The 26,636-nt window shown below is 71.8% G+C and carries 20 protein-coding genes; 10 read left to right on the top strand and 10 right to left on the bottom strand.

Annotated elements, in window-relative coordinates; all coding sequences use genetic code 11:
- Positions 1–58 precede the first annotated feature (58 nt).
- Both ACZ4YL_RS02345 and ACZ4YL_RS02350 read right to left on the bottom strand, forming a co-directional pair.
- Positions 59–1,153 (bottom strand): pyridoxal-phosphate-dependent aminotransferase family protein, encoded by a 1,095-nt coding sequence (locus tag ACZ4YL_RS02345; RefSeq protein ID WP_468113330.1) that lies wholly within the window; start codon positions 1,151–1,153, stop codon positions 59–61.
- Positions 1,154–1,539: 386 nt separating this feature from the next.
- Positions 1,540–2,388 carry a helix-turn-helix transcriptional regulator gene (locus tag ACZ4YL_RS02350; protein ID WP_468113331.1) on the bottom strand — a complete coding sequence of 283 codons (849 nt, stop codon included), beginning with the start codon at positions 2,386–2,388 and terminating at the stop codon, positions 1,540–1,542.
- A 117-nt stretch (positions 2,389–2,505) separates the two neighbouring features.
- On the opposite strand from ACZ4YL_RS02350, the gene ACZ4YL_RS02355 reads away from it, so the two are divergent.
- The gene (locus tag ACZ4YL_RS02355) at positions 2,506–3,966 is read left to right on the top strand and encodes an MFS transporter (RefSeq protein ID WP_468113332.1); all 1,461 of its coding nucleotides are present in this window, start codon (positions 2,506–2,508) and stop codon (positions 3,964–3,966) included.
- 14 nt (positions 3,967–3,980) lie between these two features.
- On the opposite strand, the gene ACZ4YL_RS02360 is transcribed toward ACZ4YL_RS02355, so the two are convergent.
- From ACZ4YL_RS02360 to ACZ4YL_RS02375, 4 genes are all read right to left on the bottom strand, one after another.
- Positions 3,981–4,904, bottom strand: coding sequence for an LLM class F420-dependent oxidoreductase (locus ACZ4YL_RS02360; protein ID WP_468113333.1), 924 nt, complete (start codon positions 4,902–4,904; stop codon positions 3,981–3,983).
- 136 nt (positions 4,905–5,040) lie between these two features.
- Positions 5,041–6,840: a 2-isopropylmalate synthase gene (gene leuA, locus ACZ4YL_RS02365; protein ID WP_468113334.1), complete on the bottom strand. Its 1,800-nt coding sequence runs from the start codon at positions 6,838–6,840 to the stop codon at positions 5,041–5,043.
- A 141-nt stretch (positions 6,841–6,981) separates the two neighbouring features.
- Positions 6,982–8,202, bottom strand: coding sequence for a benzoate/H(+) symporter BenE family transporter (locus tag ACZ4YL_RS02370; RefSeq protein ID WP_468113335.1), 1,221 nt, complete (start codon positions 8,200–8,202; stop codon positions 6,982–6,984).
- A 116-nt stretch (positions 8,203–8,318) separates the two neighbouring features.
- The gene (locus tag ACZ4YL_RS02375) at positions 8,319–8,837 is read right to left on the bottom strand and encodes a helix-turn-helix domain-containing protein (RefSeq protein ID WP_468113336.1); all 519 of its coding nucleotides are present in this window, start codon (positions 8,835–8,837) and stop codon (positions 8,319–8,321) included.
- A 120-nt stretch (positions 8,838–8,957) separates the two neighbouring features.
- On the opposite strand from ACZ4YL_RS02375, the gene ACZ4YL_RS02380 reads away from it, so the two are divergent.
- Entirely contained in the window at positions 8,958–9,449 is a 492-nt protein-coding gene (locus ACZ4YL_RS02380) for a YbaK/EbsC family protein (RefSeq protein WP_468113337.1), read from the top strand.
- Positions 9,450–9,557: 108 nt separating this feature from the next.
- Here the strand turns inward: ACZ4YL_RS02380 and ACZ4YL_RS02385 are convergent, their stop codons facing one another.
- Positions 9,558–10,754, bottom strand: coding sequence for a serine hydrolase domain-containing protein (locus ACZ4YL_RS02385; RefSeq protein ID WP_468113338.1), 1,197 nt, complete (start codon positions 10,752–10,754; stop codon positions 9,558–9,560).
- A 140-nt stretch (positions 10,755–10,894) separates the two neighbouring features.
- Here ACZ4YL_RS02385 and ACZ4YL_RS02390 point away from each other — a divergent pair, with 140 nt between their 5' ends.
- The 3 genes from ACZ4YL_RS02390 to ACZ4YL_RS02400 all read left to right on the top strand — a co-directional run bounded on the left by ACZ4YL_RS02390 (position 10,895) and on the right by ACZ4YL_RS02400 (position 14,613).
- Complete coding sequence (locus tag ACZ4YL_RS02390) at positions 10,895–12,145, top strand: sensor histidine kinase (protein WP_468113339.1); 1,251 nt, start codon at positions 10,895–10,897, stop codon at positions 12,143–12,145.
- A complete protein-coding gene (locus ACZ4YL_RS02395; protein WP_468113340.1) occupies positions 12,142–12,849 on the top strand; it encodes a response regulator transcription factor in 708 nt (235 codons plus the stop codon). Before ACZ4YL_RS02390 ends, ACZ4YL_RS02395 begins: the two co-directional genes overlap by 4 nt.
- A 522-nt stretch (positions 12,850–13,371) precedes the next feature.
- Complete coding sequence (locus ACZ4YL_RS02400; protein WP_468113341.1) at positions 13,372–14,613, top strand: erythromycin esterase family protein; 1,242 nt, start codon at positions 13,372–13,374, stop codon at positions 14,611–14,613.
- A 7-nt stretch (positions 14,614–14,620) separates the two neighbouring features.
- Here the strand turns inward: ACZ4YL_RS02400 and ACZ4YL_RS02405 are convergent, their stop codons facing one another.
- Complete coding sequence (locus ACZ4YL_RS02405) at positions 14,621–15,154, bottom strand: hypothetical protein (RefSeq protein ID WP_468113342.1); 534 nt, start codon at positions 15,152–15,154, stop codon at positions 14,621–14,623.
- A 180-nt stretch (positions 15,155–15,334) separates the two neighbouring features.
- Here ACZ4YL_RS02405 and ACZ4YL_RS02410 point away from each other — a divergent pair, with 180 nt between their 5' ends.
- The 5 genes from ACZ4YL_RS02410 (at position 15,335) to ACZ4YL_RS02430 (ending at position 24,365) form a co-directional block, all read left to right on the top strand.
- Positions 15,335–16,969 (top strand): TIGR02677 family protein, encoded by a 1,635-nt coding sequence (locus tag ACZ4YL_RS02410; RefSeq protein ID WP_468113343.1) that lies wholly within the window; start codon positions 15,335–15,337, stop codon positions 16,967–16,969.
- Positions 16,966–18,309 carry a TIGR02678 family protein gene (locus ACZ4YL_RS02415; RefSeq protein ID WP_468113344.1) on the top strand — a complete coding sequence of 448 codons (1,344 nt, stop codon included), beginning with the start codon at positions 16,966–16,968 and terminating at the stop codon, positions 18,307–18,309. The genes ACZ4YL_RS02410 and ACZ4YL_RS02415 overlap by 4 nt, the downstream gene beginning before the upstream one ends.
- A complete protein-coding gene (locus ACZ4YL_RS02420) occupies positions 18,306–22,538 on the top strand; it encodes a TIGR02680 family protein (RefSeq protein ID WP_468113345.1) in 4,233 nt (1,410 codons plus the stop codon). The genes ACZ4YL_RS02415 and ACZ4YL_RS02420 overlap by 4 nt, the downstream gene beginning before the upstream one ends.
- Entirely contained in the window at positions 22,535–23,797 is a 1,263-nt protein-coding gene (locus tag ACZ4YL_RS02425; RefSeq protein ID WP_468113346.1) for a TIGR02679 family protein, read from the top strand. The genes ACZ4YL_RS02420 and ACZ4YL_RS02425 overlap by 4 nt, the downstream gene beginning before the upstream one ends.
- A gap of 127 nt (positions 23,798–23,924) precedes the next feature.
- Positions 23,925–24,365: a hypothetical protein gene (locus ACZ4YL_RS02430; RefSeq protein WP_468113347.1), complete on the top strand. Its 441-nt coding sequence runs from the start codon at positions 23,925–23,927 to the stop codon at positions 24,363–24,365.
- Between the two features lie 76 nt (positions 24,366–24,441).
- Here ACZ4YL_RS02430 and ACZ4YL_RS02435 read toward each other — a convergent pair whose 3' ends face one another.
- Complete coding sequence (locus tag ACZ4YL_RS02435) at positions 24,442–25,827, bottom strand: serine/threonine-protein kinase (RefSeq protein WP_468113478.1); 1,386 nt, start codon at positions 25,825–25,827, stop codon at positions 24,442–24,444.
- A complete protein-coding gene (locus ACZ4YL_RS02440) occupies positions 25,824–26,630 on the bottom strand; it encodes an FHA domain-containing protein (RefSeq protein ID WP_468113348.1) in 807 nt (268 codons plus the stop codon). Before ACZ4YL_RS02440 ends, ACZ4YL_RS02435 begins: the two co-directional genes overlap by 4 nt.
- Positions 26,631–26,636 lie beyond the last annotated feature (6 nt).

Consider the following 26,636-nt stretch of genomic DNA (forward strand, 5'->3'; position numbering starts at 1 on the left):
AGGGAGCGCTGACGAGTGCGGTGAAGGGGCGCTCGCGACGGCCGGAGAACGGCTGACGTCAGGCGGTGCGCAGCCCTTGCTGTCTCCACAGGACGGCCGCCATGGCGGCCGACGCACGGCCGGGCTCCCGCACGACACCGCGTTCCAGGAGGAGGATCTCCAGGGCGGTGAGGACCGGCAGGAGGTCGAGCGGGGACACCGAGCCGATGTGGCCGATTCTGATGATCCGGCCCTTCAGGCTGCCCTGGCCTCCGGCGACACGGATGCCGAAGCGCTCGTGCAATGCCTCCACCAGGCCGTCGGCACGGCCGTCCGCGGGCAGCATCGCGGCGGTGAGCGAGTGCGAGGCCCTGCCCTGCGGCAGCATCGGCAGACCCAGGGCCGCGAGGCCGGCCCGGCACACGGCGGCGCTGTGCGCGTGCCGCTCCCAGACGTTCTCCAGCCCTTCGGCCTCGATCCGTTCGAGCCCGGCCGCGACGGCGAACAGCGTCGCGTTCGGCGGAGTGTTGGGAACGGTGCTCTCCAGAGCGGCGGCGCGCAGCAGGTGGAAGTTCCAGTACGAGTACCCCTGGGACGGACGCACCACGTCCCAGCCTCGCTCACCGACGGCGACGAAGGCGGCGCCCGGGGGGCTCATCAGCCCCTTGTGCGAGGCGGTGAGGGCGAAGTCCACGCCCCACTCGTCCATCTGGAAGGGTTCGACACCGATCGACGTCATGGTGTCCGCCACGACCGTGGCGCCGTGCCGCCGGCCCAGTTCCGCGAGGCCCTGCACATCGTGCACGGCGCCGGTCGAGGTCTCGCAGTGCGTCACGAACAGGTGGCGCGGCTTGAGTGCCGCGAGCTCGCGCTCCACGGCGCGAAGGTCGAAGGTCTCGCCGTCGGGCACCTCGTGCAGCCGCACGTCGGCCTGATAGGTGCGACAGAGCTCCGCCCAGCGAAGGCCGTACTTTCCCGCGGCGAGGACCAGGACGGTGTCACCGGCTGTCACGACATTGGCGACGACGGATTCCATCGCGCCGGTGCCGGAGGCGGGAAGCATGAGAATCTGGCCGCTGGTGCGGAAGAGATTCTGCAGTCCGGCGTGAATACGCTCGAAGAGTTTCTTGAAGTCGGCCGTCCGGTGATGCGTCAGCTGAGCGATCGAAGCCATTCTGATAGCCAGCGGAACATGGGTCGGCCCCGGCGTGAACATATCTAAGTCCTGCATCGCATTCCCCCGTTGAACTGTGAGTTACGACATCCGATGCGGGGTTCCGCATTCAGCGAAGAGGAGGCTGAGGGTGAGCCTCCGAATGGCGGCCTGAACGAGTTCGGTTACTCAAGGACAGGCACGTCCGTGGTTCATGCATTTACACTCCCATCTCCGGCCGGGCAGATCAAGAAGTTTCGGCAGCACATGCCCGGATCATCGAATATTCGCAGGTCAGAGCGATTTCGAGGGAGAGTCCGCCTGTCCAAGGAGTGGACAATATACGGGGCGCCGCGTGAACACGCCGGGGAATGCCGGCCGGTTCAGGTGCATCACTGTGATCATGCTCACCCCGTGCGCGCCGAAAGGAGCCAGGTAAGCTTTTCGGACGTATCCGTTCCGGCCATCGGATTGTAGAGCATCACGGTGAGGTCCGGCCGGGCGGGCAGCCGCAGCTGACTGCTCTCGAAGCTGAGCCCGCCCACCACCGGATGGTCGACCTCGTTGACGATCACTCCGAATTCCTTGACGTCCTGGTGGGCCCACAGCTCGGCAAACTCGGGGCTCGTCCGCAGTAGTTCCGCGATCACCTCCCGGAATCCCCCGTCATCGGGCCGCTCCGCCATCGAGGCGCGGAAGGCCGCGACCACCGCCGGCGCGACCTGTTTCCAGGACCGCGCCCGCCCACCGCCCGGCTGGAACCTCTGGTGTCGGAAGAAGCCCACCAGCCAGTTGCGGTCCGCGCCCGGCAGCCCGAGCGCGAGGCGCGCCGACTCGTTCCACGCGACGTGGTTCCAGTAGCGGTCGAGCATGGTCGCCGGACGGGGTTCCCACGCCTCGATGAGCCTTTGCAGCCCTTCGCAGTACGCGGCTCCCGGCTCCGCGGCGGGCAGCGGCGGGTTCACCCCCGCCAGGGCGTAGAGGTGGCGCCGCTCCGTGTCGTCCAGCCGCAGGACGCGCGCCACCGCGTCCAGCACCTGTGGCGACACGGTGATGTCCCGCCCCTGTTCGAGCCACTGGTACCAGGACGGCCCCACCCCCGCGAGCACCGCCACCTCCTCGCGGCGCAAGCCCGGAGTACGCCTGCGGCCGCTCGACGGCAGCCCTGCCTCCGCAGGCGTGATCCGCCCCCGCCGATTGCGGAGGAAGTCACTGAGCTCGGGCCGGTGCGTCGCCGACCGGACGGTCGAAGTCACGTACGGGATCCCCTCGTTGACGTCACCACGTGCCGACGGTGCCGGTGTGGCTGGTGGTGGCACCACCAGCACAAGTGGCCTCTTCCGCCCGCCTCCAGGGCGGTGGACTCTGTGATCATGACAAGCACTCCGACCGAAGCGGGGGCAGCGGACAGGGATACCGCCGCCCCCGGTGACCACGACCGGCTGACCACCCGAGCGACACTGACGCTCCTGCTCCTGTGCGCGGCGCAGTTCATCATCGCGCTGGACTTCTCCATCCTGAACGTGGCCCTTCCCGTGCTCGGCGACGACCTCGGCATGGGGCAGGCCGACCTCCAATGGGCCGTCACCGCCTTCGCCCTGCCGTCGGGCGGATTCCTCCTGCTCTTCGGCCGCGTCTCGGACCTGTTCGGCCGCCGCCGGTTGTTCATCGCCGGCCTCGCCCTCTTCACCCTGGCCTCCGTACTCGCTGCGGCCGCCTGGAATCCGGCCCTGTTCCTCGTCGCCCGCGCCCTGCAGGGTTTCGGCGCCGCCGCCGTGGTGCCGACGGGCATGTCCCTTCTGACCACGACCTTCCCGGAGGGCCCGCAACGCAACAGGGCACTGGCCGTCAACGGCACGGTCCTGTCCCTGGGCTTCACGGTCGGCATGCTCATGGGCGGTGTGATGACCGACCAGTTGGGCTGGCGGTCCACCATGTCCCTGCTGGCGGGCGCCGGTGCGCTCCTCGCGATCGCCGCCCCCGTGCTGCTCGCCGAGAGCCGGCCCGCCCGGCGGCCGAAGCTGGACGTGCCCGGCGCCGTCACCGTCACCGGCGGTCTGCTGAGCATCATCTACTCCTTGTCCACCGCGGCCGAACAGGGCTTCGGCGAGGTCGAGGTGATCGTCACCCTGCTCTTGGGCGTCCTGCTGCTGGCGGCATTCGCGGCCGTGGAGTTCCGGGCCGCCGAACCGCTGATCTCGCTCCAGATGCTGCGCCGCCCCAGCGTGGCCTTCGGCAATCTCGGCGGGTTCGCCACCTTCTCGATGATGAGCTCGGTGATCTTCCTCCTCACGCTCTACCTCCAGCAGGTGCTCGGTCTTTCCGGCTTCGAGACCAGCCTCGTCTTCGGCGGACAGGGTGTCGTCCTCGCGCTCACCGGCATGGCGGCCTCCCGGATCGTCGCCGCCCTGGGAGCCAGGACCACGCTGATCGCGGGCCTCGCGGTGCAGTCGGCGGGTACGGCGGCCCTGGTGTTCCTGCCGGATCACGGCGGTGTCCCCCTGGCCCTCACCGCACTGCTCCTCGCGTCCGTCGGCCACATGTCCGCGGTGGTCTCGTACGGCATCAACGCCACGGCCGGCGTGACCGACCACGAACAGGGGCTGGCCACCGGACTCGTCACCAGCGCTCAGCAGATCGGAATCACCATCGGCATCCCGGTGCTGAGCGCGATCGCGGCCGACCGGGCCGGTGCCCTGGAGCGCGCCGGCGACGCCGTCGAGACGGCCCTCCTGGGCGGAACCCGGATGGGTGTCGGCGTGGACGCCGCGCTGGTCATGGTCGCTGCGGTGGCCATCGCGGTCGCCCTCCCCAGGTCCGGGGCGAAGGCCTGAAATCCCCTGCCGGGTCACGGCAGTCGGGCGGCCACCCGGTCCGCGATCAGCTCCAGTTGACCGAGATCGGACAGGTCGAGGAGCTGGAGGTAGATTCTCGACGCACCGGCCGCCCGGTACCGGTCCAGCGTCCTGATCACCTCGTCGGGGGTACCCGCGAGTCCCGTCACCCGCAGTTCCTGAGGGTCGCGCCCGATCGCGCCGGCCCGCCGCACGACCTCGGCGTCGTCACGACCGACGCACACGGTGAGCGCGGCCGAGTACACCAGCCCGTCCGGGTCGCGGCCGGCCTCCTCGGCCGCTTCACGCACGCGCCGGAACTGGTCGCGGGTGTCGTCCGGCGCGGCGAAGGGCACGTTGAACTCGTCGGCGAACCGGGCGGCCAGGGCCGGGGTACGTACGGCTCCGCGGCCGCCGATCAGTACGGGCACCCGCCCGCGCACCGGCTTGGGCAGCGCCGGGCAGTCCACCAGCCGGTAGTGCCGGCCCTCGTGGTTGAAAGTCTTGCCCGCGGGCGTGCCCCACATCCCGGTGAGGATCTCGAGCTGCTCCTCCAGGCGACCGAATCGCGCGGCCGGGAAAGGAATGCCGTACGCCAGGTGCTCGCGCTCGAACCAGCCTGCTCCCAGGCCGAGTTCGATCCGGCCGCCCGACATCTGGTCCACCTGCGCGACCTGCACGGCGAGGACTCCGGGCAGCCGGAAGGTGCTCGCCGTCATCATGGTGCCCAGGGTGATCCGGCTCGTCTCACGGGCGAGTCCGGCCAGGGTGATCCAGGCGTCGGTGGGGCCGGGCAGGGCATCGCCGGGAGCCACCTTCACGTAGTGGTCCGAGCGGAAGAACCCGTCGAAACCGAGATCCTCGGCAGTCCGGGCGACGCGCAGCAGCGTCTGATAGTCGGCCCCCCGCTGCGGCTCGGTGAGCACACGCAGATCCATCTGTCCTCCTCCGTACTCTTCTCCGCCTCCACGAGGCGGTCATGACACGGGGGCCGTCCCGACGGGACGGCCCCGCATTCCTTCACGGGTGGCGTCCGCAGGTCAGAGCCGCGGACGGGCAGGCCCCGGCACAGGGTCAGGCCCGGTCGGCGCGGTCGCGGAAGGCCCGGTTGACCGCCGAGACGACCGCCTTCAGGGAAGACGTGACGATGTTGGAGTCGAGGCCCACGCCCCAGAAGGTCCGGCCTTCGACCGAGGCCTCCACGTACGCGGCGGCGCGGGCGTCACCGCCCGTGGACATCGCGTGCTCCTGGAAGTCCCCGACCCGTACCTCGATGCCCAGTTCGTCGAGGGCCGAGACGAAGGCGTCGATGGGGCCGTTGCCGATGCCGTCCAGCGTCTTCTTCTCCCCGTCGAGCAGCACCTCCACCGAGAAGGAGTTCTTCTCGTCGATGACGCTGGCCGACTGGTGGGACAGCAGGGACATCCGGCCCCACGGCGCGACCTCGCCGCCCCGGCCCACGGCGCCCGCCTCCGGAGAGTCGACGGGCAGGTACTCCTCGACGAAGGCTTCCCACATCTGCGCGGGCGAGACCTCGCCGCCCTGGTCGTCCGTACGGTTCTGGACGGCCTGCGAGAACTCGATCTGCAGACCGCGCGGCAGGTTCAGCTTGTGCTCGGTCTTCATGACGTGGGCGATGCCGCCCTTGCCGGACTGGGAGTTGACCCGGATGACGGCCTCGTAGCTGCGGCCGACGTCCTTGGGGTCGATCGGCAGGTACGGCACCGCCCAGTCGAAGGCCTCCACCGGGGTCCCGGCGGCGGCGGCCGAGCGCTCCAGCGCCTCCAGGCCCTTCTTGATGGCGTCCTGGTGCGATCCGGAGAACGCCGTATAGACCATGTCGCCGCCGTACGGGTGGCGCGGGTGCACGGGGAGCTGGTTGCAGAATTCGACCGTGCGGCGGATCTCGTCGATGTCGGAGAAGTCGATCATCGGGTCGATTCCCTGGCTGAAGAGGTTCAGGCCCAAGGTGACCAGGCAGACGTTGCCGGTCCGCTCCCCGTTGCCGAACAGGCAGCCCTCGATGCGGTCGGCGCCGGCCAGGTAGCCCAGCTCGGCGGCCGCCACGGCCGTGCCGCGGTCGTTGTGCGGGTGCACGGACAGGACCACCGCGTCGCGCCGGTCCAGATTGCGGTGCATCCACTCGATGGAGTCGGCGTAGACGTTGGGCGTGGCCATCTCGACGGTGGCCGGCAGGTTGACGATGACCTTGCGGTCCGCCGTCGGCTGCCACACGCCGATGACCGCGTTGCAGATCTCGGCGGCGTACTCCAGCTCGGTCCCGGTGTAGGACTCCGGGGAGTACTGGAAGCCGATCCCGGTGTCCGTCATCCGCTCGGCGAGATCGGCGCACAGCCGCGCCCCGCTCACGGCCAGCCCGGTGACCTGGTCGCGGTCCATGCCGAAGACGACTTGGCGCTGGAGGGTCGAGGTGGAGTTGTAGAGGTGGATGATGGCGTGCTCGGCGCCCCGTACGGCCTCGAAGGTGCGCTCGATGAGGTGGGCACGGGTGGGTACCAGGACCTGGATGGCGACGTCGTCGGGGATCCGGTCCTCTTCGATGAGCTGCCGGATGAAGTCGAAGTCGGTCTGGCTCGCCGAGGGAAAGCCGACCTCGATCTCCTTGTAGCCCATCGAGACGAGCAGCTCGAACATGCGCAGCTTGCGGTCCGCGCCCATCGGGTCGATCAGGGCCTGGTTGCCGTCTCGCAGGTCGACCGCGCACCACTGGGGCGCCTTGGTAATGGTCTTGCCGGGCCAGGTGCGGTCGGGCAGGTCGATGGCCCGGAAGGGCGCGTACCGCTCGAACGGCATTCCGGAGGGCGCCTGGACCGGGAAGGCGGGGGCACGATGGACGGAGGGTGTGGAGTTCATTCGGAGATGTCCTCTGTGGATCGTCGCGGCTTCGGGCCGACTGTGTGGCGCATGGCCGGACTCCGCGCCGAGGAGGTCGAACCCTAGAGACCCTCGGCGCGGCAGATAAGGAGGAGGCGAATGCGGTGGACGTCGCGCATGTCAGTGCACCCCGTACGCAGGTTGCTCGGTCCGGTCAGGCCTTGGGACGGCCGTCTCGGCCTGCGGAACGGGCCGTTGGCGCCTGCGCGTCACCGCGACGGTCAGGGCCCCGGCCAGCAGTCCCCAGAACGCCGAACCCACTCCGAGCAGCGTCACCCCGGACGCCGCGGCCAGGAAGGTGATGACCGCGGCCTCCCGCGCACCCTCGTCCGAGAGTGCCGAGGCGAGCGAGTTCCCGATGGTGCCCAGCAGTCCGAGCCCGGCGATGCCGAGGATGAGGGCGGTGGGCAGCGCGGTGAGCAGCGAGCCGACCGTTCCGCCGAAGACGCCCACACCCAGGTAGAACACTCCCGCCCAGACACCGGCCAGGTAGCGGCGGTCCGGGTCCTCGTGTGCTTCACGGCCCGTGCAGATGGCCGCCGTGATGGCCGCGAGGTTCAGTCCGAAGCAGCCGAACGGCGCGAGCAGCAGATTGGTGGCGCCCGTCCAGCTGATCACCGGCGACACCGGCACCCGGCCGTAGCCGTCGCCGCGCAGGACCGCGACGCCCGGCAGGTTCTGCGAGGCCATCGTCACGACGAACAGCGGCAGCGCGACGCTGATGATCACCTGCCACGAGAACGCGGGGGCCGTGAAGACCGGCTCGGCGAAGGCGAACCGGATCCTGCCCGGCTGCAGCGAGCCCTGTACGGCCGCGACCGCGACTCCCGCGGCGAGCGCTGCGACGACCGCGTAGCGGGGCAGCAGCCTGCGGCCCAGGAGATAGACCGCGACCATGGAGAACACGACGGCGAAGTGGCCGTCCATACTGGCGAAGAGTCCGGTGCCGAACTGTACGAGCACCCCGGCGAGCAGGCCCGCCGCGAGCGGCACGGGGATCCTTCCCATCACGCGCTCGAACCAGCCCGTCAACCCGCTGAGCACGACCAGCGCGGCGGAGACGAGGAAGGCGCCGACGGCCTGAGCCATCGTCACCCCGTCGAGTCCGGACACCAGCAGCGCAGCCCCGGGGGTGGACCAGGCGGTGACGACAGGGGCCTTGTACCGCAGGGACAGGCCGATACAGGTGACCCCCATGCCGACCCCGAGGGCCAGCATCCACGAGGTGAGCTCCCGCGGTCCCGCTCCTGCCGCTTTGGCGGCGGTGAAGACGATCGCGGCGGAACTGGTGACTCCCACCAACACCGTGATCAGGCCCGCCACGACGACGGTGACCGGCATTACTCTGCGTAACTTCTGGGCTATCTCACTCACCGGGCCGATTGTTGCCACGGCATCTTGCCCTCGGCAACCCGGGTCCCACGATCCGAGATCGGCTCGTCCGAGCCGGTTGCGCGTCACTGTGGGTAGCGCACGATCAGGAGCGCCTCGACGTCTCCCGAGGGCGCTTCGTACAGGTGCGGAACGTCGGCGGCCCAACTTGTGTGCATGCCTGGGCCGATCAGGGCGGGTGCGGACAGCCCACCGACGCGTGCGGTGCCGGCGAGGACGATGAGGTGCTCCATCGTGCCGGCGGTGTGAGCGGCGGACTCCTGGCTCGCGCCGGCCCGGATGCGAACCCGATAGCTCTCCGAGACCGCGTCGTCGGCCTCGAACCGCTCGATGAGGACGGCGTCGACGGCGTCACCGGAGATGGTGGCGGGTGACGCGAGATCGAGCAGCGCGGCACTCAGGGGCACCTTGAGCGCCGTCGTCAGGGCGTAGAGCGTCTCCAGAGTGGGGTTGCGCCGACCGCCCTCCAATTCGGAGAGCGTCGCCTTGCCGACACTGGACCTGCGAGCCAGTTCGGACAGCGACACCCCCTGCGCTTCGCGCAACTCCCGCACACGCAAGCCGACGCGGGCGGCCAGATCCATGGTGTTCCTTTTCCTCACCGGGGTCGGTTGCTCCAGCGCCCCGAGTGGATCTATCGTTCCACAAACAGAACGTTCCGTCTACGGAACCCATGCTGATGCCACTTCACACGAAGGAGTCACATGACGCCCCAGGAAGGCACGTCCCTGCCCGTTCGCAGCATGGAGGTGGCCCGTGCCCTCGCCGCGGCCGGCATCGCTGGCGAGGTACGCGAACTCGCCGAGTCGACGCGTACGGCCGCCGAGGCCGCAGCGGCCCTGGGATGCGATGTGGGTGCGATCGCCAACAGCCTCGTGTTCATGTCCGACGACGAGCCCGTCCTGGTTCTGACCAGCGGCCGGCACAAGGTGGACGCCACGGCACTTGCCGCCCGTTGGGGACGCGGCAAGCTCCGGCGGGCCACCCCGGAACAGGTGCGCGGGGCCACGGGGCAGGCGATCGGAGGCGTGGCTCCCGTCGGCCACCCTCAGCCGCTGCCCACGGTGGTCGATGAGGCCCTGACCGACTACCCCCGGCTCTGGGCCGCCGCCGGAACTCCCCGCACGGTCTTCCCCACCACCGCCGATGAACTCCTCCACCTCACGGGAGGGACCCTGCTGCCTGTCGGCCCATGACCGACTGGGCCAGGCGGGTCTCCCGACGCCCTTCACCGATCAAATGCGGGCCGGATTTCCAGTGGCTCACGAGATCGGCTGCCGACTGCAAGAGGCCCCCGGCGGGGTTCAGCGGCACAGGGCCGTGTCCACCGCGCGTTCGAGGTTCCTGCGGCCCGCCTCGTCGGTGAGCTGCATGGTGACCGCGAGGTTGGCGGCGCGGCCGTCGTCGGTGGCGCCGCCCCGGGTCTCGTACCCCGGGAAGCTGCCGCCGTGGCCCCAGGAGAGGCCGCCGCACGGCAGCGGCCTGCTGACGAGTCCGAGTCCGTAGCGGGAGCCGGGGCCGAAGGTCGCTTCGGCGGGGACGGTGGACCGCATCTGGGCGAGCTGGGCGGGGGGCAGGAGACGGCCGGCCAGGAGTGCGCCGAAGAAGCGGTTGAGGTCGGAGCCGGTGGAGACCATCTGGCCTGCCGCCCAGCCCCAGGAGGGGTCGATCTCCGTGATGTCGTGCAGCGGCGCGTCCGCCGATTCCCGGTAGTAGCCGTGGGGGTGGGGCTCCCGGATGCTCGCGTCACCAGGGGCGGGGAAGTACGTGTGGCGCAGCCCGATGGGCTTGATGATGCGCCGGTCGATCTGCTCGGCCAGGGGGCGGCCGGTGACCTTCTGGACGATCAGGCCGGCGAGCACGTAGTTGGTGTTGCTGTACTTCCAGCTCGTCCCGGGGGCGAACTCGGCCGGGTGCTCCAGGGCTGTACCGAGCAGTTCGCGGGGGGCGTAGTACCGGACGTCGTCCCCGAGGTAGTTGCTGTAGTCGGGGAGTCCGCTGGTGTGCTGGAGGAGCTGGCGGACGGTGATGCGCTTTCCGTCGATGCCCTCCCCGCGGACGAGGCCGGGCAGGTAGGTGTCGACGGTGGCGTCCAGATCCATCCTCCGCTCGGCGACGAGCTGGAGGACGACGACCGCGACGAAGGCCTTGGTGTTGCTGCCGATCCGCACCTGCCCGTCGACGGGTACCGGTGCGCCGGTGGCCAGGTCGCCGACTCCTGCGGTGTAGGTGCGGGTGCGGCCGTCACGGTCCTTGACGCTCGCCAGCGCGGCGGGCATCCCGTCGTCGCGCACCAGTGCGTTCAGGGCCTGCTGAAGTGCGTCCGGCCGGGCGGCGGCAGTAGCGGAGGCGGCGGAAGTGGAGGCGGATGCGGGTGGGGCGAGGACGCCCAGCGTCATGACACCGACGGCCATCACGGCCGCGGCCGACACTGCTCGTCGCCGCCTGCCGCCCTGCTGCCGGGTCGAGGAACGAAGGCCCTGCCTGGTCTGAGCACGCATGAGTCAACTCCTGGGGAATCGTGGGATCTGGGGACGATCCTGGTTTCCAGGGCCCTTCGACCGCATCACGGGAAGGCGGGAGAAATCGCTCCCCCGATCGGGGGAGGCCCCCGGTGGGCTGCCCGGCGATACTGGCGATCATGATCAGGGGAATTCGGCCGCTGCTCCGCGGCTCCACGTATTCGGGTGTGCTGTTCGCCTATTGCGGTGCGCTGGCCAGCCTTCCGCTCCTGCCTCTCGCCCTGTTGCCGGCGCTGTCGTGGCCATCCGCACCCGAGAGCATGCAGATCGCCATGGCCCTGCTGGTCTGGGCGGTACTGGTCGGCGTGGTCGGACTGGCGCGCCCCGTACGGCGGGCGCTGGTCGTGTCCGCCCGCCGGCTGCTGCGGGTGCCCCTGCCGAATCCGGTGGCCGGTCGCCGGACCCCGGGGTTCCCCGGCCTCGACCGCTGGCGGACCCCGCTCTGGCTGGTGTTGCACGTGGCCGTCGGGTGGACGGGGGCGCTGGCGAGCGGGGTGCTCTTCATCATGGGCTTTTCCCTGCCGGGGAACTGGCTCGGTGGCGAGGCGCGGGCGAGTCTGTTCGGCACATCGGTCCGGGTGTCGGGCGGGTGGAGCAGCTGGGTGGTGGCGGCCGTGTGCATTCTGCTGGCGGCGGCCGTCTGCGTACTGGTGACGAAGGCCCTGCGGTGGTCGGCGCCCCGGCTGCTGGGGCCGTCGCCCGCCGAGCGGCTCGCGCTGGCTGCCGAGCGGGAACTGCTGCTGGCCGAACGCAACCGGATTGCACACGAGTTGCACGACTCGATCGGGCACACACTGACGGCGGCCACCATCCAGGCGGCGGTGGCGGGCGAGGTGCTCTCCGCCGACCCTGCGGCGGCGCGGGCCGCCATGCGCAGCATCGAGGAGTCGACGCGGGCCGCCCTGGAGGACCTGGACTACGTACTCGGAGTGCTGCGCGAGGAACAGTCGGGGACAGCGCCGACCCGGACCCTGGCCGACCTCCCCGAGCTGCTGGACCGCCTGCGGCACGCGGGGGCGGTGGTGGAACCGGAGCTGTCGGGCGCGTTGGCGCAGGTCCAGGGGACCCTCTCCCGGGCGGCGTACCGGATACTCCAGGAGGGGCTGACGAACGCGCTGCGCCACGGGGCGGGCGGCCCGATCGAGGTCCGGGTGACGGCCGGCCCCGACCGGCTGGACCTCACGGTGGTCAACCGGACCGGGGCACGGACGGGGCAGGGCAGGGGCCCGGGAGCCTTCCCCACCTCCGGCCACGGTCTGCCCGGACTGGCCGAGCGCGTCCGGCTGCTGCACGGTGAGTTCCAGGCCGGCCCGGACGGGACACAGCACTGGCGGCTGGCCGTCCGGCTGCCGGTACGGGTGTCGGCGTGAGTGGATCCGATGCGGTCGAGGGCACAGCGCTGCCCGCCGCCACCGGCCCCGCCGTCACCCTCCTGATCGCGGACGACGACGAGGTCACCCGCAGCGGCCTGCGCATGCTGCTCGCCGCACAGCCGGGGATCACGGTGATCGGCGAGGCCGCCGACGGCGTCGAGGCGGTCGAACGGGCGCGGAGCCTGCGGCCGGACGTGATCCTGATGGATGTCCGGATGCCGCGTCGCAACGGGATCGAGGCCACCCGGCAGCTGCTGGCCGAACTGGCCGATCCGCCGAAGGTCGTGGTGATCACCACTTTCGAGAACGACGGCTACGTCACCGCCGCCCTCAGCGCGGGCGCCAGCGGCTTCGTCCTCAAGCGCCTCCCGGTCCGCCGGATCGCCGAGGCGGTCCGGGTGGTGGCAGCGGGCGAAGCGGTCCTCTTCCCGGCCGCACTGGGCCGCATGGTCGCCCCCCGCCCGCTGGGCTCCGCCGAGGCCCTGCCACAGGCCGCCCTGACCGGCCGGGAGGAGGAGGTGCTGCGCCTGATGGCCACCGGGCTCTCCAATCCGGAGATCGCGGAATCCCTCACGGTGAGCCTGGAGACGGTCAAGACCCACGTCGGAAACGTGCTGACCAAGCTCGGCGCGCAGAACCGGACCCATGCGGTCGTGATCGCGTACGAGTCCGGCCTGGTCGTCCCGGGCTTCGCTGACTGACCGGCTTCCGCTCCTCTTCGTGGCCGTCCGGCAGCCGTGGCCGGGGAGAATCCGGGGAGGAGAACGACCCCGTGTCGGGGAGCGGCCGGGGAGGATCAACCGCGCCAACGGGGGTCACCGGCAGCGGCACGGTGGCCCGTCAGGCGTGCACGCGGCCGTCCGCCATCACCAGCCGGACGCGGCGCAGCGCCTGGAGATCGCTCAGGGGATCGCCCTCGACGACCAGGAGGTCCCTGTGAAGGCCGAGTGATGCGCGTATCCGTGCTCCGGCCGACGCTCGCCTCTACGGCACGCCCGGGAACATCGCCGCAGAGCTGGCCGAATACGGTCGGGCGGGGGTGGACGAAGTTGTCGTCAACGTCGCGGGAGTGTATTCCGAGCATGGCCGACCGGACGCCGTACGGGATCTCCAGGAGATCCTCGCGGCCTGCCGGGAGGCAAGGAACTGACCCATGACCGGGTGCGAGAGGCCGGGGCACGCCCGCGTGCCGCCCTGCCGCACGCGGGGAGGAGAGCAAGACGGTGCCCGACGACATCGCCCGATGGCTGAACGAGCACGCCAACCCCTTGAGCACGCTGACCCCCGGCGCGCCCGTGGAGGACCTGAAACCCCTGGGCGAGGCTCTGCGGGGGACGCGGATCGTCGGTCTGGGGGAATCCACCCACGGCACGGGCGAGTTCTTCCGGCTGAAGCACCGCATCGTGGAGTTCCTGGTCCGTGAGGAGGGGTTCACCACCCTCGCCATGGAGGCCAGCCAGTCCGCCGCCCGCGCGCTCGACGCATACGTCCGGTACGGCACGGGCGCCCCCGAACGGCTCGTCGCCCGGCTGGGCTTCTGGACCTGGCGCACCCGCGAGATGGTCGACCTCGTCGAGTGGCTGCGCGCCCACAACCGCGACCTGCCCGAAGAGCGCCGGGTCCGCTTCGTGGGAACGGACCCCCAGCTCTGCACGGACTCGGTCGAGGCCGTCGCCGCCTTCCTGCGCCTGACGGCGCCCGATCAGGCCGGTCGCGTCAGCGCCCTGGACGTACTGGCCCGGGCCCGCCCAGGCACGCTTCCGGACCCGGACAAGGGCCTGATGCGGCGCGCCGAGGAGATCGCCCGCCTCGTCGCGGACCACGCCGAGCGGCCGGGTCCCGGCGACGACGCCGGCGAGGCTCTGGAACACGCGCGGATCCTGGTCCGCGCCGCCGACCTGGTGACCCGGCCCTTCGCAGCCTCGGCCGGCGAGGACGGCGTGCTCGCCGCGCGTGACCGCTACATGGCCGAGGCCGTCGCACGGCTCGTGGACGACGACCCCGGGGCGCGCGTCATGGTCTGGGCACACAACGGGCACATCGCGAAGGGCACGTACGGGGAACGGGTGCCGGCCCTCGGCAGCAGACTCCGCGAACGGTACGGCGACGCCTACTACGCCCTGGCCCTCCTCTTCGGCAAGGGCTCCTTCCTGGCCCGCCGCGGCAATGATCTTCGGAGGCCGCCGGCGCGCCACCGCATCGGCACCGGCTTCCGCTCCCTGGAGGCCTGGCTCGCGGACGCCGTACCCGGCGACTACTACGCGGACCTTCGCGCCGCGGTTTCACCCGCCGGCGCCGCGCCCTGGCTGCACGCCCCGCACGCGCAGCGCAGCTTCGGCGCCAACGTCCAACGGTTCTTCTACCGCTTGAACACGGCGCCGCTCGTCCCGGCCGAGGACTACGACGGCATCGCGTTCGTAGCCCGCTCGACCTGCTCGCACCTGCTGCCCCCGACGGAGGACTGAGGCTCTTTCACGGCCACAGGTCGAGCGCGGCGTTCAGAGTGAGCTGCCACATCGGTTCGGCACCTGTGCCGAATGCCGCGGCGAGCCCGTACCCCACGGACGCGTCATAGGCGTCCCGGGCATGTTCGGACCCGCTCGCCGCCCCCCAGTCGGCCGACACGCGCCCGTCGCCGCTCGATGTGAAGACGCCGAGCAGCCGCTCGTCCCGCAGCAGCCGACTGGAGCCGAGAGAGTCCGGAACCAGCAGATAGCGGCACTCCCGCGCCCCGGAGACGACCTCGACCCGGTACGAGCGCCGGGTCAGGAATCCCTTGGAGGGCCGCAGGGTCTCCGCTGCGCCGTCGACGAGCAGAGTGAGGTGCTCGGGGTCGCGCGTCCCGATCGGCACGTGGCTCTCCGGCACGGTGTGCGGGGCCCGCCGGACCTCGACCGACGGCAGGCCCTCCCCGCTCACGCCCAGCGTCCCGGCCTCGTGGTCGAGTTCGATCCGGACCGCGCCGAAGAGCGGATCGTCGGCGGGCACGTACTCGTACGGATTCATCGGGACCCTTGCCTCCTGCTCACCCTGGTGATCGTCTTCCCCCAGTCTCGGCCGGACGCGGAGGGCCGGTTCCCTTTCCGGCCAGAGGCGGGGCGGTGGGCAGGGCGCGAACTCTGACGCCCTGCAGAAGATCGCCGAACTCCCCTCGGGCCGCCGGTGTCACTGCGTAACCTCGATGCCATGGGGGCACCTGCACAGAAGTCATTACCGGAGACCGACCGCGACGATACGTGGCAACGGCTGAACGCGTACGCGTACCTCAGTGCGCCGGAGCGGCTGGAGTACGTCGCCGTCATGCGGGTCTTCTGCGGCACCCTCCTTGCCGACCTCGCCGTGCCGGACGTACTGACGAAACTGGCCGAGTCCGGTGGGCCGGCGGTCACCCTGGACGCGGAGACGCTCACCGCCCGGCTGGAACGACTGGTGCACTGGGGTGCCTTGCTGCGGAGCAGCCACTCGGTGAAGGCGTCGAGCATCACCGAGTACCAGCGGTCCCGGTCCCGCTACCAGTTGTCGAAGCTGGGCGAGCGGATCCAGCGGGACGCCGACGAGGTCCTGGCCGGGGCGGATGCGGCCCGCGAGGTGAGCAGCGAGCTGCTGGCACTGGTCGAGCGCGGACTGCGCGAACTGAACGAGCTGGTGCAAAGGCCCGGCGGGACAGAGCCGCAGGACGCGCTGGAACGGGTCAGCACGCTGTTCGTCCAGTTCACCGAGTTCGCGGACTCCGTGCGGGACTTCTACGCCTACCTCGGTCAGGTACTGGCGCGCTACGACCTGGACAGCGCCGAGTACCAGGGCTTCAAGGAACTGCTGCTCGACTACGTCGAGGCGATCAGGGAGGACGTGGCCTTCCGCGCTCCTCGCATCGCGTCGGTCCTCGACCTTCTGTGGCCGCACCTCCCTGGCCTCCTGGAGCGCCTCGACGCCCACGCCCGCGGTTTGTCAGGGGTTCCGGGGGCCGGCGGCCGGTCCGAGGGCCGGGTGCAGCGCAGCCGGGGCCGGGAGAAGGCCGACTGGGAGGGGCTGCGCGGCTGGTTCACCGACGTCGACGGGCAGGGAAGCCAGGTCGATCAGCTGCGTGACGCCACCATGCGCGCGCTGCAGTCCTTGCTGACCAACGCCAAGCGGATGCTGCGCTCGGCCTCGGGGGAGATGTCGAGGCGCAAGGACCTCCTCCGGCTCGCCCGGTGGTTCGACGAGGCGTCTCCGGAGGATGCGCACGACATCGCGGTCGCCGCCTTCGGCCTCTACGGCGCCCGCCACCTGGGTGTCCCACCGGCCTCCGACGAGGCGGTTCCCGCGTACACCAGCTGGTGGAACGGCCCGGTGGTCGAGGTGCCGGTGGCGCTGCGCGAGCGGGGCAGTCGCGCGCAGCGGGGCCGGGCGTCGGCCATGGAGAACCACTCGGCGCAGAAGCGGCACCTTCAGGAAGCCGCCCGTGCACAGGCCGAGGCCAGAAGGGCGGCCGCGGACGAACTGCGCAGCGCTGCGGGCCGCTTCGCAGACGTACGCCTCACTTCGGCGGCCCTCGGACTGCTGCTGGAACTGCTGGCGACTGCACTGGGCAACGCCCGGCTGCGGCGCACGGGAGCCGGGGAAGCCGGAGGAGACCTGGACGGGGCACCGGAGTTCGGCCTGGAGTCCGCGCAGAGCGAGGATGCCGAGCTCGGCGCCCGGCTCACCGTACGCCGTTCCTCCGGTGCGCAGACCGTGCTGCACTCCGCCGACGGCGACCTCGTGCTGGACGGCCTGGAACTGGAGGTCGGTCGTGCGGCCGGCTCGGCCGGACGTGAGGCCGAGGTGAGTGTGTCGTGACGCTTCCTTCGGCCCACGACGTGGCCCTGGCCACCGAACGCCGCGCCGCCGGTCGGCTGCTGCTCGCCCGTCCTCTGGTGACGTCGGCCGGTCCCTACGCAGACCTGTTCCCCCTGATACGACGGCACGCCGACTGGCTGGGCAAGCGGTTCCAGCAGGTGCTCGGCTACCGGCTCCTGGTCGACACCTCCTACGCCAGGCTGTTCAAGGCCGGACTGGGCGCCGGCGCAGGACACCGGCTGGAGCGATCCACCGGTGCCGCCTTCACCCCGCGCACCTACTCCTGTCTCGCGCTCGCGCTCTCCGTGCTGGTGACCGCCCCGGAGCAGATGCTGCTTTCCCAGCTGGTCGCCGACATCAGGGCCGCGGCGGCCGACGCAGGCGTGAAGCTGGAGGAAACGGGCCGGGCCGTGGAGAAGCGGACTCTGGTCGCCGCCCTTCGCCAGTTGATCGACTGGGGTGTCCTGACGGAGACCGAAGGCAGTGTGGGCTCGCTCGTGCAGGAGGAAGGCGGCGAGGCGCTGATCACGGTGGACCGGGAGATCGCCCGGATCATCGTTTCGGGCCCGCTCACGCAGAGCCTGGACGGGGCGGACCTGGTGAGGCGGGCTGCCGACCCCGGGTTCGGCGGTCCCCGCACCTATGTGCGCCGGATGCTCGTGGAAACGCCCGTCGTGTACCTGGATGAGCTGACCGACGCCGAGAGGGACTGGCTGCGGACCCGGCAACGCCGCGAGGCCCAGGCGTTCTCCGAGCTCCTCGGGCTGGAGGCCGAGATCCGCGGCGAGGGCGTGGCGCTGGTGGACCCTGAGGAGGAGCTGACGGACCTGCACCTGCCCGGTACCGGAACCGTCGCCCAGGCTTCGCTCCTCCTCGTGGAGCGTCTCGTGGAACGGCTGCGGCCCGCCGAGCCGGGACACCCGGCGACGGGAGGGCGGCTCGTCATCGGGGTCGCCGTTCCGGACGGCCTGGTGGACGAGCTGCTGGCCGAGCTCGTCACCGAGTACGGGCAGCGCGGCAACTGGCAGCGGGAACACCTGGAGGATCCCGCCTCGTTGCGGAGGGCGGCTCTGGACCTGCTGAGCCGGATGCGGCTGGTGGCCCCCGCCGGCCCGCTCCGTTCCACCGGCCAGGGACTGCCCGAGGGATACGACGACGCGGTCCCGGAGGGCCGCTCCGTGACCGACGTGCTGGGCGCCCGCGCCGCCGGCACCGCCGGCACCGCCGGCACCGGCTGGATACTCCTCGCCGCGGCCGCGCGCTACGCCACCCACGTCACCGAACGCCGGCCCGCCGGAGCGACACCCGGCATCGACATACAGCAGGAGCTGCCGCTATGACCCCGGGCGCGCACGGCCCCATCCCCCTTCAGCGATCCGTCACTTCAACCGGCCCGCGCTTCCGCCTGCACCGTGCGGGCATCCTCAACGTCTGGCAGTACGACGAACAGGAATTCGACTTCGGCGACGGACGGCTGCTCCTGCGCGGCAAGAACGGGGCAGGCAAGTCCAAGGCCCTGGAGATGCTGCTCCCGTACCTGCTGGACGGCGACTCCCGCGCGCTGGACGCCACGGGTACGGGTCGCACGAGCCTCGTCTGGCTGATGCTGGACGGCTTCGAGCAGACGAACCGCCTCGGATACCTGTGGGTCGAGTTCCGCATGACGACGCAGGACGGTGGGGACCGGTACCTCACCCTCGGGGCGGCCATCCGGGCGTCGAAGTCGACGAAGAAGGCCGTGCCGGTCTTCTTCGTCACCCCGCTGCGGGTCGGCGAGGACTTCCGCCTGGTCGAGGCGGGCAGGCCCTTGCCGGTCGATCGCCTCAAGGAGGCCGTCGGCGCGGAGAACGTCACGGACCGTTCCGTCCAGCACCGCTCGCGGGTCGCCCGTGAACTGTTCGGCATCACCGACGCAACGCGGTACCGCAACCTCACACAGCTCCTGCACCGGCTGCGACGCCCCACCGTCGGGGACCGGATCGAGTCCGGCGGGGTCGCCTCCCTGCTGAGCGAGACACTGCCCGGGCTCGACGACAACGTGGTGGAGAAGGTGGCGCGCAACCTCCACGACCTCGATGCCGTCCGAGAGGAGCTCGGCCGCCTGGAGCGTACCGACCGGGCCCTTCGCACCTTCCTGGGCGTCTACCGCGGCTATCTGTCCGGAGTGCTGCTCAGGACTGCGGGGAAGGTGGACGCGGAACTGGACGCCCTGGCGCGGCGACGCCTGCAGGCCGGGGACGCCGCGAAGCGGACGGGCGCCCTGAAGGGTCGGGAAGCCGAGGCCGAAGCACGTCTGCACGCGCTGCGCGAGGAGGAGCAGGCCGCCCGTACCGAACTCGACGCCCTGCGCGCGAGCAGTGCGTACCGCAGTCTGGAGGAGCTGTCCGAGCGCCGGACCACGGTCGCCGCGCTGGACACGGCGGCCGGAACGTCCTTCGCCGCGCTCACCAGAGCGCACGACACGGAAGAGGGCGCGGCCGACCGCCTGGCCGAGGGCATCGGACAGCTGGGCGAACGCCTGGGCGAACTGGGTACGGATCACCGCGAGCTCGTCGTGCAGGCCGAGAAGGCGGGACTCCCCACAGGCCATCTCGGCGAGACGGTCGGCCTGCCCCGGGCGGATGTGGCCGGGGCTTCGGCGGCTGAACTCACGGGACCTGACGCAGAAGTCCGCATCGTGCGGCACCAGCGGGTGGTCGCCGTGGACGCCACGGCAGCGGAATCCGCCCTGCGTTCCTGGCAAGGACAGCTGGAGGACGCCGGCACGGTGGTGAAGCACCGGACCCGGAGGGTCCAGGAGGTGGCCGGCCTGGTCGCCCGGGTGGTGGAGACACGCGGGCGGGCTGCTGCTGCGGATGCCGAGCACGAACGGCTCGAAGGGGAGGCGGAGGATGCTGCGGGCCGCCTCGAAGGCCACCGGGAGAAGGTGGCCGAGGAGAGCGCGGGCTACCTCCGTCAGGTGGAGGCCTGGCTGGAGCGCTTGCGGGCCGTGGCCGGCCCGGACTGCCCTCCGTTGGATCCGGTCCGTGCCACGGTCGCCTGTGAGACCTCGCCGCAGGCCCCCTTCGCCGAGCGGGTGCTGCCACCCGACATCGAGGGGCAGGCGAAGCGGACCGTGCTGACGGTGCTGGAGCCGTACGGTGTGCAACTGACGGAACGGCGCGACACCCTCGCGCTGCGCGTCGCCCGGCTCACCGAGGAACGCGACCTCCTGAGCAGGGAGAAGGAGGAGTGGGAGCGGCGAACCGATCCGGAGCCGCCCGTCCCGTACCACCGCACCGCCGAGCGCGATCCGAGCACCGGAGCGCCCTTCTACCGGCTGGTGGACTTCCATGACGACCTGTCCCCCGCCGACCGGGCGGGCCTGGAGGCGGCGCTCGAAGCGAGCGGGGTTCTGGACGCCTGGGTGACCTGGGACGGGACGCTCCTCGATCCCCTGACGCGAGACGTCCTGCTCCAGCCGGGGACCGTACTGCCGGACGGACCGACTCTGGCCGCCGCGCTGCGCCCCGCAGCGCAACCGGACACCGGCATCGCGCCCGAACGGGTCCAGTACCTCCTGTCCGCCGTCGCCCTCGCCCCGGCCCGGGAAGTCACCGCCGCCTGCACGGTGTTCTACGACGGCAGCTGGCGCCTCGGTCCCCTGCGCGGCCGCCATTCCAAGGACGGTGCCGAGTACGTGGGCGCCGCCGTACGCGCCGAGACACGACGCCGGAAGATCGCCGAACTGGAAGTCCGGTGGGCGGAGGCGGAGAAGCTGCTGTCCGGTCACCGCGGACAGCTCGACGGGCTCGACGCCGTCCGCCGGGACCTGGCCTCGGCGGAACGCGGCTTCCCCCGGCCGCAGTCCCTCACCCGCGCCTGGCACGAGCTGGACTCCGGGGAGAAGGACCTGCGGAACGTGACGGTCAGGGCGACGAAGGCGGCACGCCTGGCGGAGGAGGCACGTACCCGGGCCGTGGGCGCTCGCAGTGCAGCGGAGGCAACCGCGACGGCCCACGACCTCCCCACCGACGCCGACGCCCTGGACCGCGTACGCACCGCCCTCGCCACCCTGCTCGACGGGATCGGACGCATGTGCCGGGCCATCCGCGGCGTGGCCGACGGGCTGGACCGGCACCGGGCCGATCACTCCAGGTACGCACGGGCCCACGGCGACCGCCTGGAGGCGGCGGAAGGCTACGGCCTGCGACTCGGTGAGCTGCGCAGGGCCCAGCAGGACCTCCGCACCCGTGAAGAAGCCATCGGCTCCTCCGAGGAGGAGATCCTCGCCCGCGAGGAGGAGACCAAGCAGCGCGTCGCAGCCGCCACCCGGGCGCTGCCGGGAGCCCGACGGGGACACGACGACCTCCGCGACGGGAGGATCCGCGCGGAGGAGGACGAGAAGCGAAGTCGCGAACTGCTGCTGGACCAGCAGGCGGCCGTCATCACCGCGGGAAGCACCCTGCGCGGTGCGGTCGGTCGTCCGGAGGTGATCCGTGGCGCCGGCCTGGACCGTTCCTCCCTGCCCGCACTGCTGCTGGACGACCCCGGCGCGGACGTCCGCGACCGCATCCGGTCCCTGCGCGAGCTGGCCGACGCGGTGCGGGGCGGACTCGACCGGTCGGGGAAGGAGGTCTCGGACAGCACACTCCTCAACGGGCACACGGCACTGCGCGACCAGCTGGCCGGCGGGTACGACGCGCAACTCGAAGAGCTGGCCGGGATCAAGATCTGCCGGCTGGTCGATGACCACGGACCGCACGACGTCGCCGTCGTAGGAGAACGCATCGCCGACCGGGCCGCCGAAGCCCGCGGCCGGCTCACCGAGCGTGAGAGCGAGGTCTTCCAGCGCTTCCTCGCCGGCGAACTCGGTGACCACTTGTCCACGCAGGTCGTCACCGCTGCCGGCCTCGTCTCCGCCCTGAACGACACACTCAGGACCGTGCGGACCTCGCACGGGCTCGGCGTGGAACTGCAGTGGAAGCTGGACGACGACGTCGACGCCGACGTGCGGGCGGCCGTCGAACTGCTGCGCAGTCCTTCGATCCTGCGCACCCGTGAGCAGGGCGAGCAGCTGCGCGAGGTACTGCAGCGCCGGATCGAGGAGGCCCGCCGGACCGATCCGTCAGCCGGGTACGCCGCCCACCTGCGCACCGCGCTGGACTACCGCGACTGGTTCCGCTTCCACACCTTCGTGGTCGAGGACGCCGCCCCCGGCCGCAGGCGCAGGCTCACCGGACGCACCGGACTCAGCCAGGGCGAACAGCGCGTGCTCTCCTACCTCGTGCTCTTCGCCGCGGCCGCCGCCCACTTCACGACCCTCGGCGAGTCCGCACCGCACGCTCCCCGGCTGATCCTCCTGGACGACGCCTTCGCCAAGGTCGACGAACCCACCCACGGCCGGCTCGGCCGCATCCTCGTCGACCTCGACCTCGACTTCGTCCTCACCAGCGAGAGGCTCATGGGCAATTGGCCCGAGGTGCCCTCCCTGCACATCTACGAGTGCCTCCGCGACCCGCACGCCCGCGGGGTGGCCACCTTGCACTACACCTGGAACGGCCGGCACCGGCGCCTGATGTCCGTATGAGCCGGCTCCCCGCCGCCACCCATGACTGGCTGGCCGGTCCGGGGCTCGTCCGGCTCTGGGAATCGGCGCGCAAGCGTCTGGAGGGCAACGGCCTCCGGGCCACCGGCTCGGTGCGGCTGTCCGCACTGGCAGTGCAGGAGAGGAACGACCTGTCGCTCCTGCTCGGCAAGCCGGTCACGGGGGCCACCGCCACGGTGCAGCTCGACTCGCTCGACGCCCGGCTGCGGTCCTCGGCCGCCGGCCTCGGTCTCAGGGACGTGCTCCGGGAACTCGGACCGGCGCTCACCGACCGCCGCGCCGCCCGGACGGAGGCCCGGGCACGGCGTGATCAGGTGTGGTCCTCGCTCGCCTCGTCCCTGGAGGGCTGCCGGCTCGCCGACGAGGACTGGGCCTGGCGCTGGTGCGACGGGCTGCGCCGCACGGGCGTACCCAACGGTGTGACACCCGCAACGGCGGTCCGTACCCTCCAGCAGGCGGTCCACGTCCTCACCTTGCTCTTCGGTCCCGAGCGGGCCGGCGCGTGGGGGCGGGGCGACCTCGCCGCCGAAGCGACCGGATCGGCCCACGGCCTGGACGACGGGACCTGGCTCGCGCGCCTCGTCCAACGGGGCATAGCCCTCGCCCACGACACCGAGCTCCCCGACGACGCGGCCGGACGCCGCGCCGTGTGGCGGCTCGCATCCGTCACACCGGACGAGGTCTCCAGCACGGTCCTCGCCTACGGCCTGCGCCCCGACGGCGGAGGCTGGCGGGAACGCTCCCTGTGCGAACGGGCGGTCCATCACGTGGAGACCCACCTCACCCTGCGCGACCTGCACGCCCTGCGGCTCTCGCTGCCGGCCGGCACCCTCGTCCGCATCTGCGAGAACCCGCGCGTGGTGGAGGCCGCGGCCGATGCCGCCTGCTCACAACCTCTGGTGTGCACCTCGGGGAGCGCAGCGACCGTCGTCCTCACCCTCCTCGACGCCCTCGCCGCCTCCGGCTGCCGCTTCGCCTACCACGGTGACTTCGACTGGCCGGGCGTAGCCCTGGCCAACCGTGTGATCCGCCGTTACGGCGCGGAGCCCTGGCGGATGGGTGCCGAGGACTACGAGGCGCTCGCCGCCCGCACCCGGGCCCGCAACGTCCCCCAGCACCCGCTCACCGGCCCGCCGACCACTGCGGACTGGGATCAGGCCCTCGCCCCGGCCATGGCCGCGCTCGGCCTGGCCCTCCACGAGGAAGCCACACTCGACCTGCTCGTGGCGGACCTGGGGTGAACGCGGTGCCTGCGGTGCCTGCTGCGCCGTGGCGGCAACGAGGTTCCGCGGGCGGACGCACGGCCGGGTGAGATCATCTTCTACCGACAGCCGGGAAAGCATCGCGAACAGGAAGGGACGGGTACCTGTGGCCGCCACCTCGACCTCCCCCGCCCCGGGCGACGGCACCGCGCGCCCGCGTGCCGTCACGTTCGGCACCGTGACGGCGGCGCTGATGGTGCCGCTCCTGATCGTGGCCGGTGTGGCGACCTCCCTGCACACGCAGGAGATCCAGGACGAGTGGGCCGACCGGCAGGAGAAAGCCTGTCGGCACCTGCCCTTGCCGATGGCGGAGTACGCCGCCGGGTGGGCCGGTGCGGTCCTCGGCGTGGCGGCGGTGGCGGTGTTCGTGCTGCTCGCGCGGCGGCTGCGCGGCCGGTACGGCCTCCGGCTCGGGGAGACCTGGCCGGGCCTGCTCGCCGGCACCACCGTGTGGTTCAGCGTCCTCGCGATTCCGATGGAGCTGATCCAGCTGTACGTCGTGTACTCGGCCGCCGCGTCGGGGATCGTTCTCGGCGACGGGTGTTAGCCCCCGGGGGTCCCCCGATCGGAACGATTGGCTCGAATTGCCCGGTCGGTCGGCGGGGAGGCGGGCCGAGGAGCCGTCAGCAGTTCGGTACCCAGGCGTGGGAGCGCGGCCGGACCGCGCCGCTCAAGTTGGTTCTCGTACGCACCTTCACGCAGCCCAGCGGCTCCTGCTGGGCGGCCTGGCCGTAGTAGAGGACGTCGACCTTGGTCGCCCCCTGGGTGAGGTCGAAGCCGTTGTTGAAGACCGAGCGGGGCGCGCTGCGGGCCGTCCAGGGGCAGGGGGCCGGGCCGTCGATCCAGTCGGAGCCGCCGTCCACCCAGGAGCACATCTCGCCCCGGCCGTCCCCCTCCGAGAAGAAGCAGACCGCCCCGCGCCAACACCGGTCGTACCCCAGCGCCCCGGCGGAGTCCCCGAGGTGGAACAGACCCGAGCCCCATACGGCGCCCAGGCCGGCGGCGAGCACCGCCGCACCGGCCGCGATCAGCGCGCGGCACCGCCGGCGTGGTCCGGGAACGCGCGGGGCGGCCGGCGGGGCTGCCGGCGGGGCGGCGGGCGACGCGCCGGCGGCCGCCGCCTCCACCCGGCGCAGCAGCGACGCCGCGGTGTGCGCGGCCCGGTCCTCGTGTCTTCGGGCCAGGCAGTCGCGGACGATGTCCCGCCAGTGCTCCGGAAGTTCCGGCGACAGCCGCAGCTCGTCCTCTCCCCTGGCGTAGCGCAGCGCGGCGTCCCGGCGGGCGGCGGGGGTGCCGCCGGGCAGCGGCAGTGCGCCGGTCAGCACGACGTGGGCCAGGACGCCGAAGGCCCAGATGTCGGCCGTCGGGCGGATCTTCGTACCGCGTTCGCCGACCTCCGACCAGAGCAGGTCCGGCGGGGTGTAGTCGGGCGTGGCGAAGGCCGGGGAGTAGGCGTGGGTGCCCTCCAGCTCCGCGGCCATGTTGAAGTCGCCCAGCCGCGCCGTGCCGTCGGCCATCAGCAGGACGTTGCCCGGCTTGAGATCGCCGTGCACCCAGCCCGCCCGGTGCAGTTGGTCGAGCCCCTCGCAGACCTGGGCGAGCAGGGCGGGCCCGGTGCGTGGAACTCCGTCGGCCAGCAGGGCGTCCAGGGAGCCCTGCGCCTCCTCCAGGACGAGGACGGTGGCGCCGTCGAGTTCGGGCCGGCCGGGGTCGTCGACCGTGAGCACCTCGTACAGCCGGATCAGCCGGGGTGTGCGCACCCGGCGCAGTACCTCGGTCTCGCGCTCGGCGAGCTCGACCAGGTGCCGGAGCCGGCGCGGGGTGTGGGTACCGGTCGGCAGGACCTTGAGCGCGGCCCGGCCGGGCAGGCCCGGCCCGGGTGCGGCGCGCAGGGCCGCGTACACGCTGCCGAAGGCGCCGGCCCCCAGCAGGTGCTCCACGACCCAGGGGCCGACGCGGTAGCCGGCCGGGACCGCGAGGGCGCCGGAGTGCCCGGCTCGCCCGGTCAGCGGGCGGTACCGGTCGGGGCGGCCGGCAGGGCCGCCAGGTCCGTCTCGCGGACGAGGTCGAAGCGCAGGGCCAGCGAGACCAGCGTCTCTTTCTTGCCGACCAGCCGCGGCCCCGGATCCACCGTGTCGGGGCCCGGCTTGAGGCGCAGTTTGACCGCGAGGTAGTCGATGTTCCACTGCACGGCGGCGCGGTTGGCCGCGGGCCAGGACGGCTTCAGCCGTTCGACCACCTGCTCGACGGTGGGCAGGGGCGCGTGCGGTTCGCCGCGCAGCCTCGGCTCGCAGAGCGCGGTGAGGACCAGGAAGTACCGGCTGGAGCGGTCGAGCGGGAAGGGCAGCACGGTCGGCTCCCCGGCGGGCTCGCCGGGATCGTCCCGGTCGGCGTAGTCGTGGCGCGGCGCCCAGACGTCCAGGGTGAGCAGTTCGGAGCCGGCGGGCAGGACGAGCCGGGCGAATTCGAACGGGACCGGTGCGTCCAGCCTGCCGGGGGCGATCTTGATGTGCTCGCCGGCGCCCTCGGGGTTCTCGACCACATACGTCGCCGAGCGGGAGAAGTTGCTGAGCGACCAGTACGTGGCTGTCGCGGTGATCTCCCCCGCCGAGCGCGAGACACCGGCGTGCGGGACGTGCAGGGTGTGCGGGCCGCTGCCGCCACCGCCGGTGCCGCGGACGACGCCCGTGGTGGTGGCTGCGTCGGTGCGACGAAGGGGTTCACGGCCGAAACGGAGGGTCTGCCCCGGTGCCAGGCGGATCTGTGCGGCCGGGGACATGGTGGGCCCCGGGACCACGATGATGCTGTTCACGCTGCT

The organism is Streptomyces sp. NPDC030021, assembly GCF_055574035.1.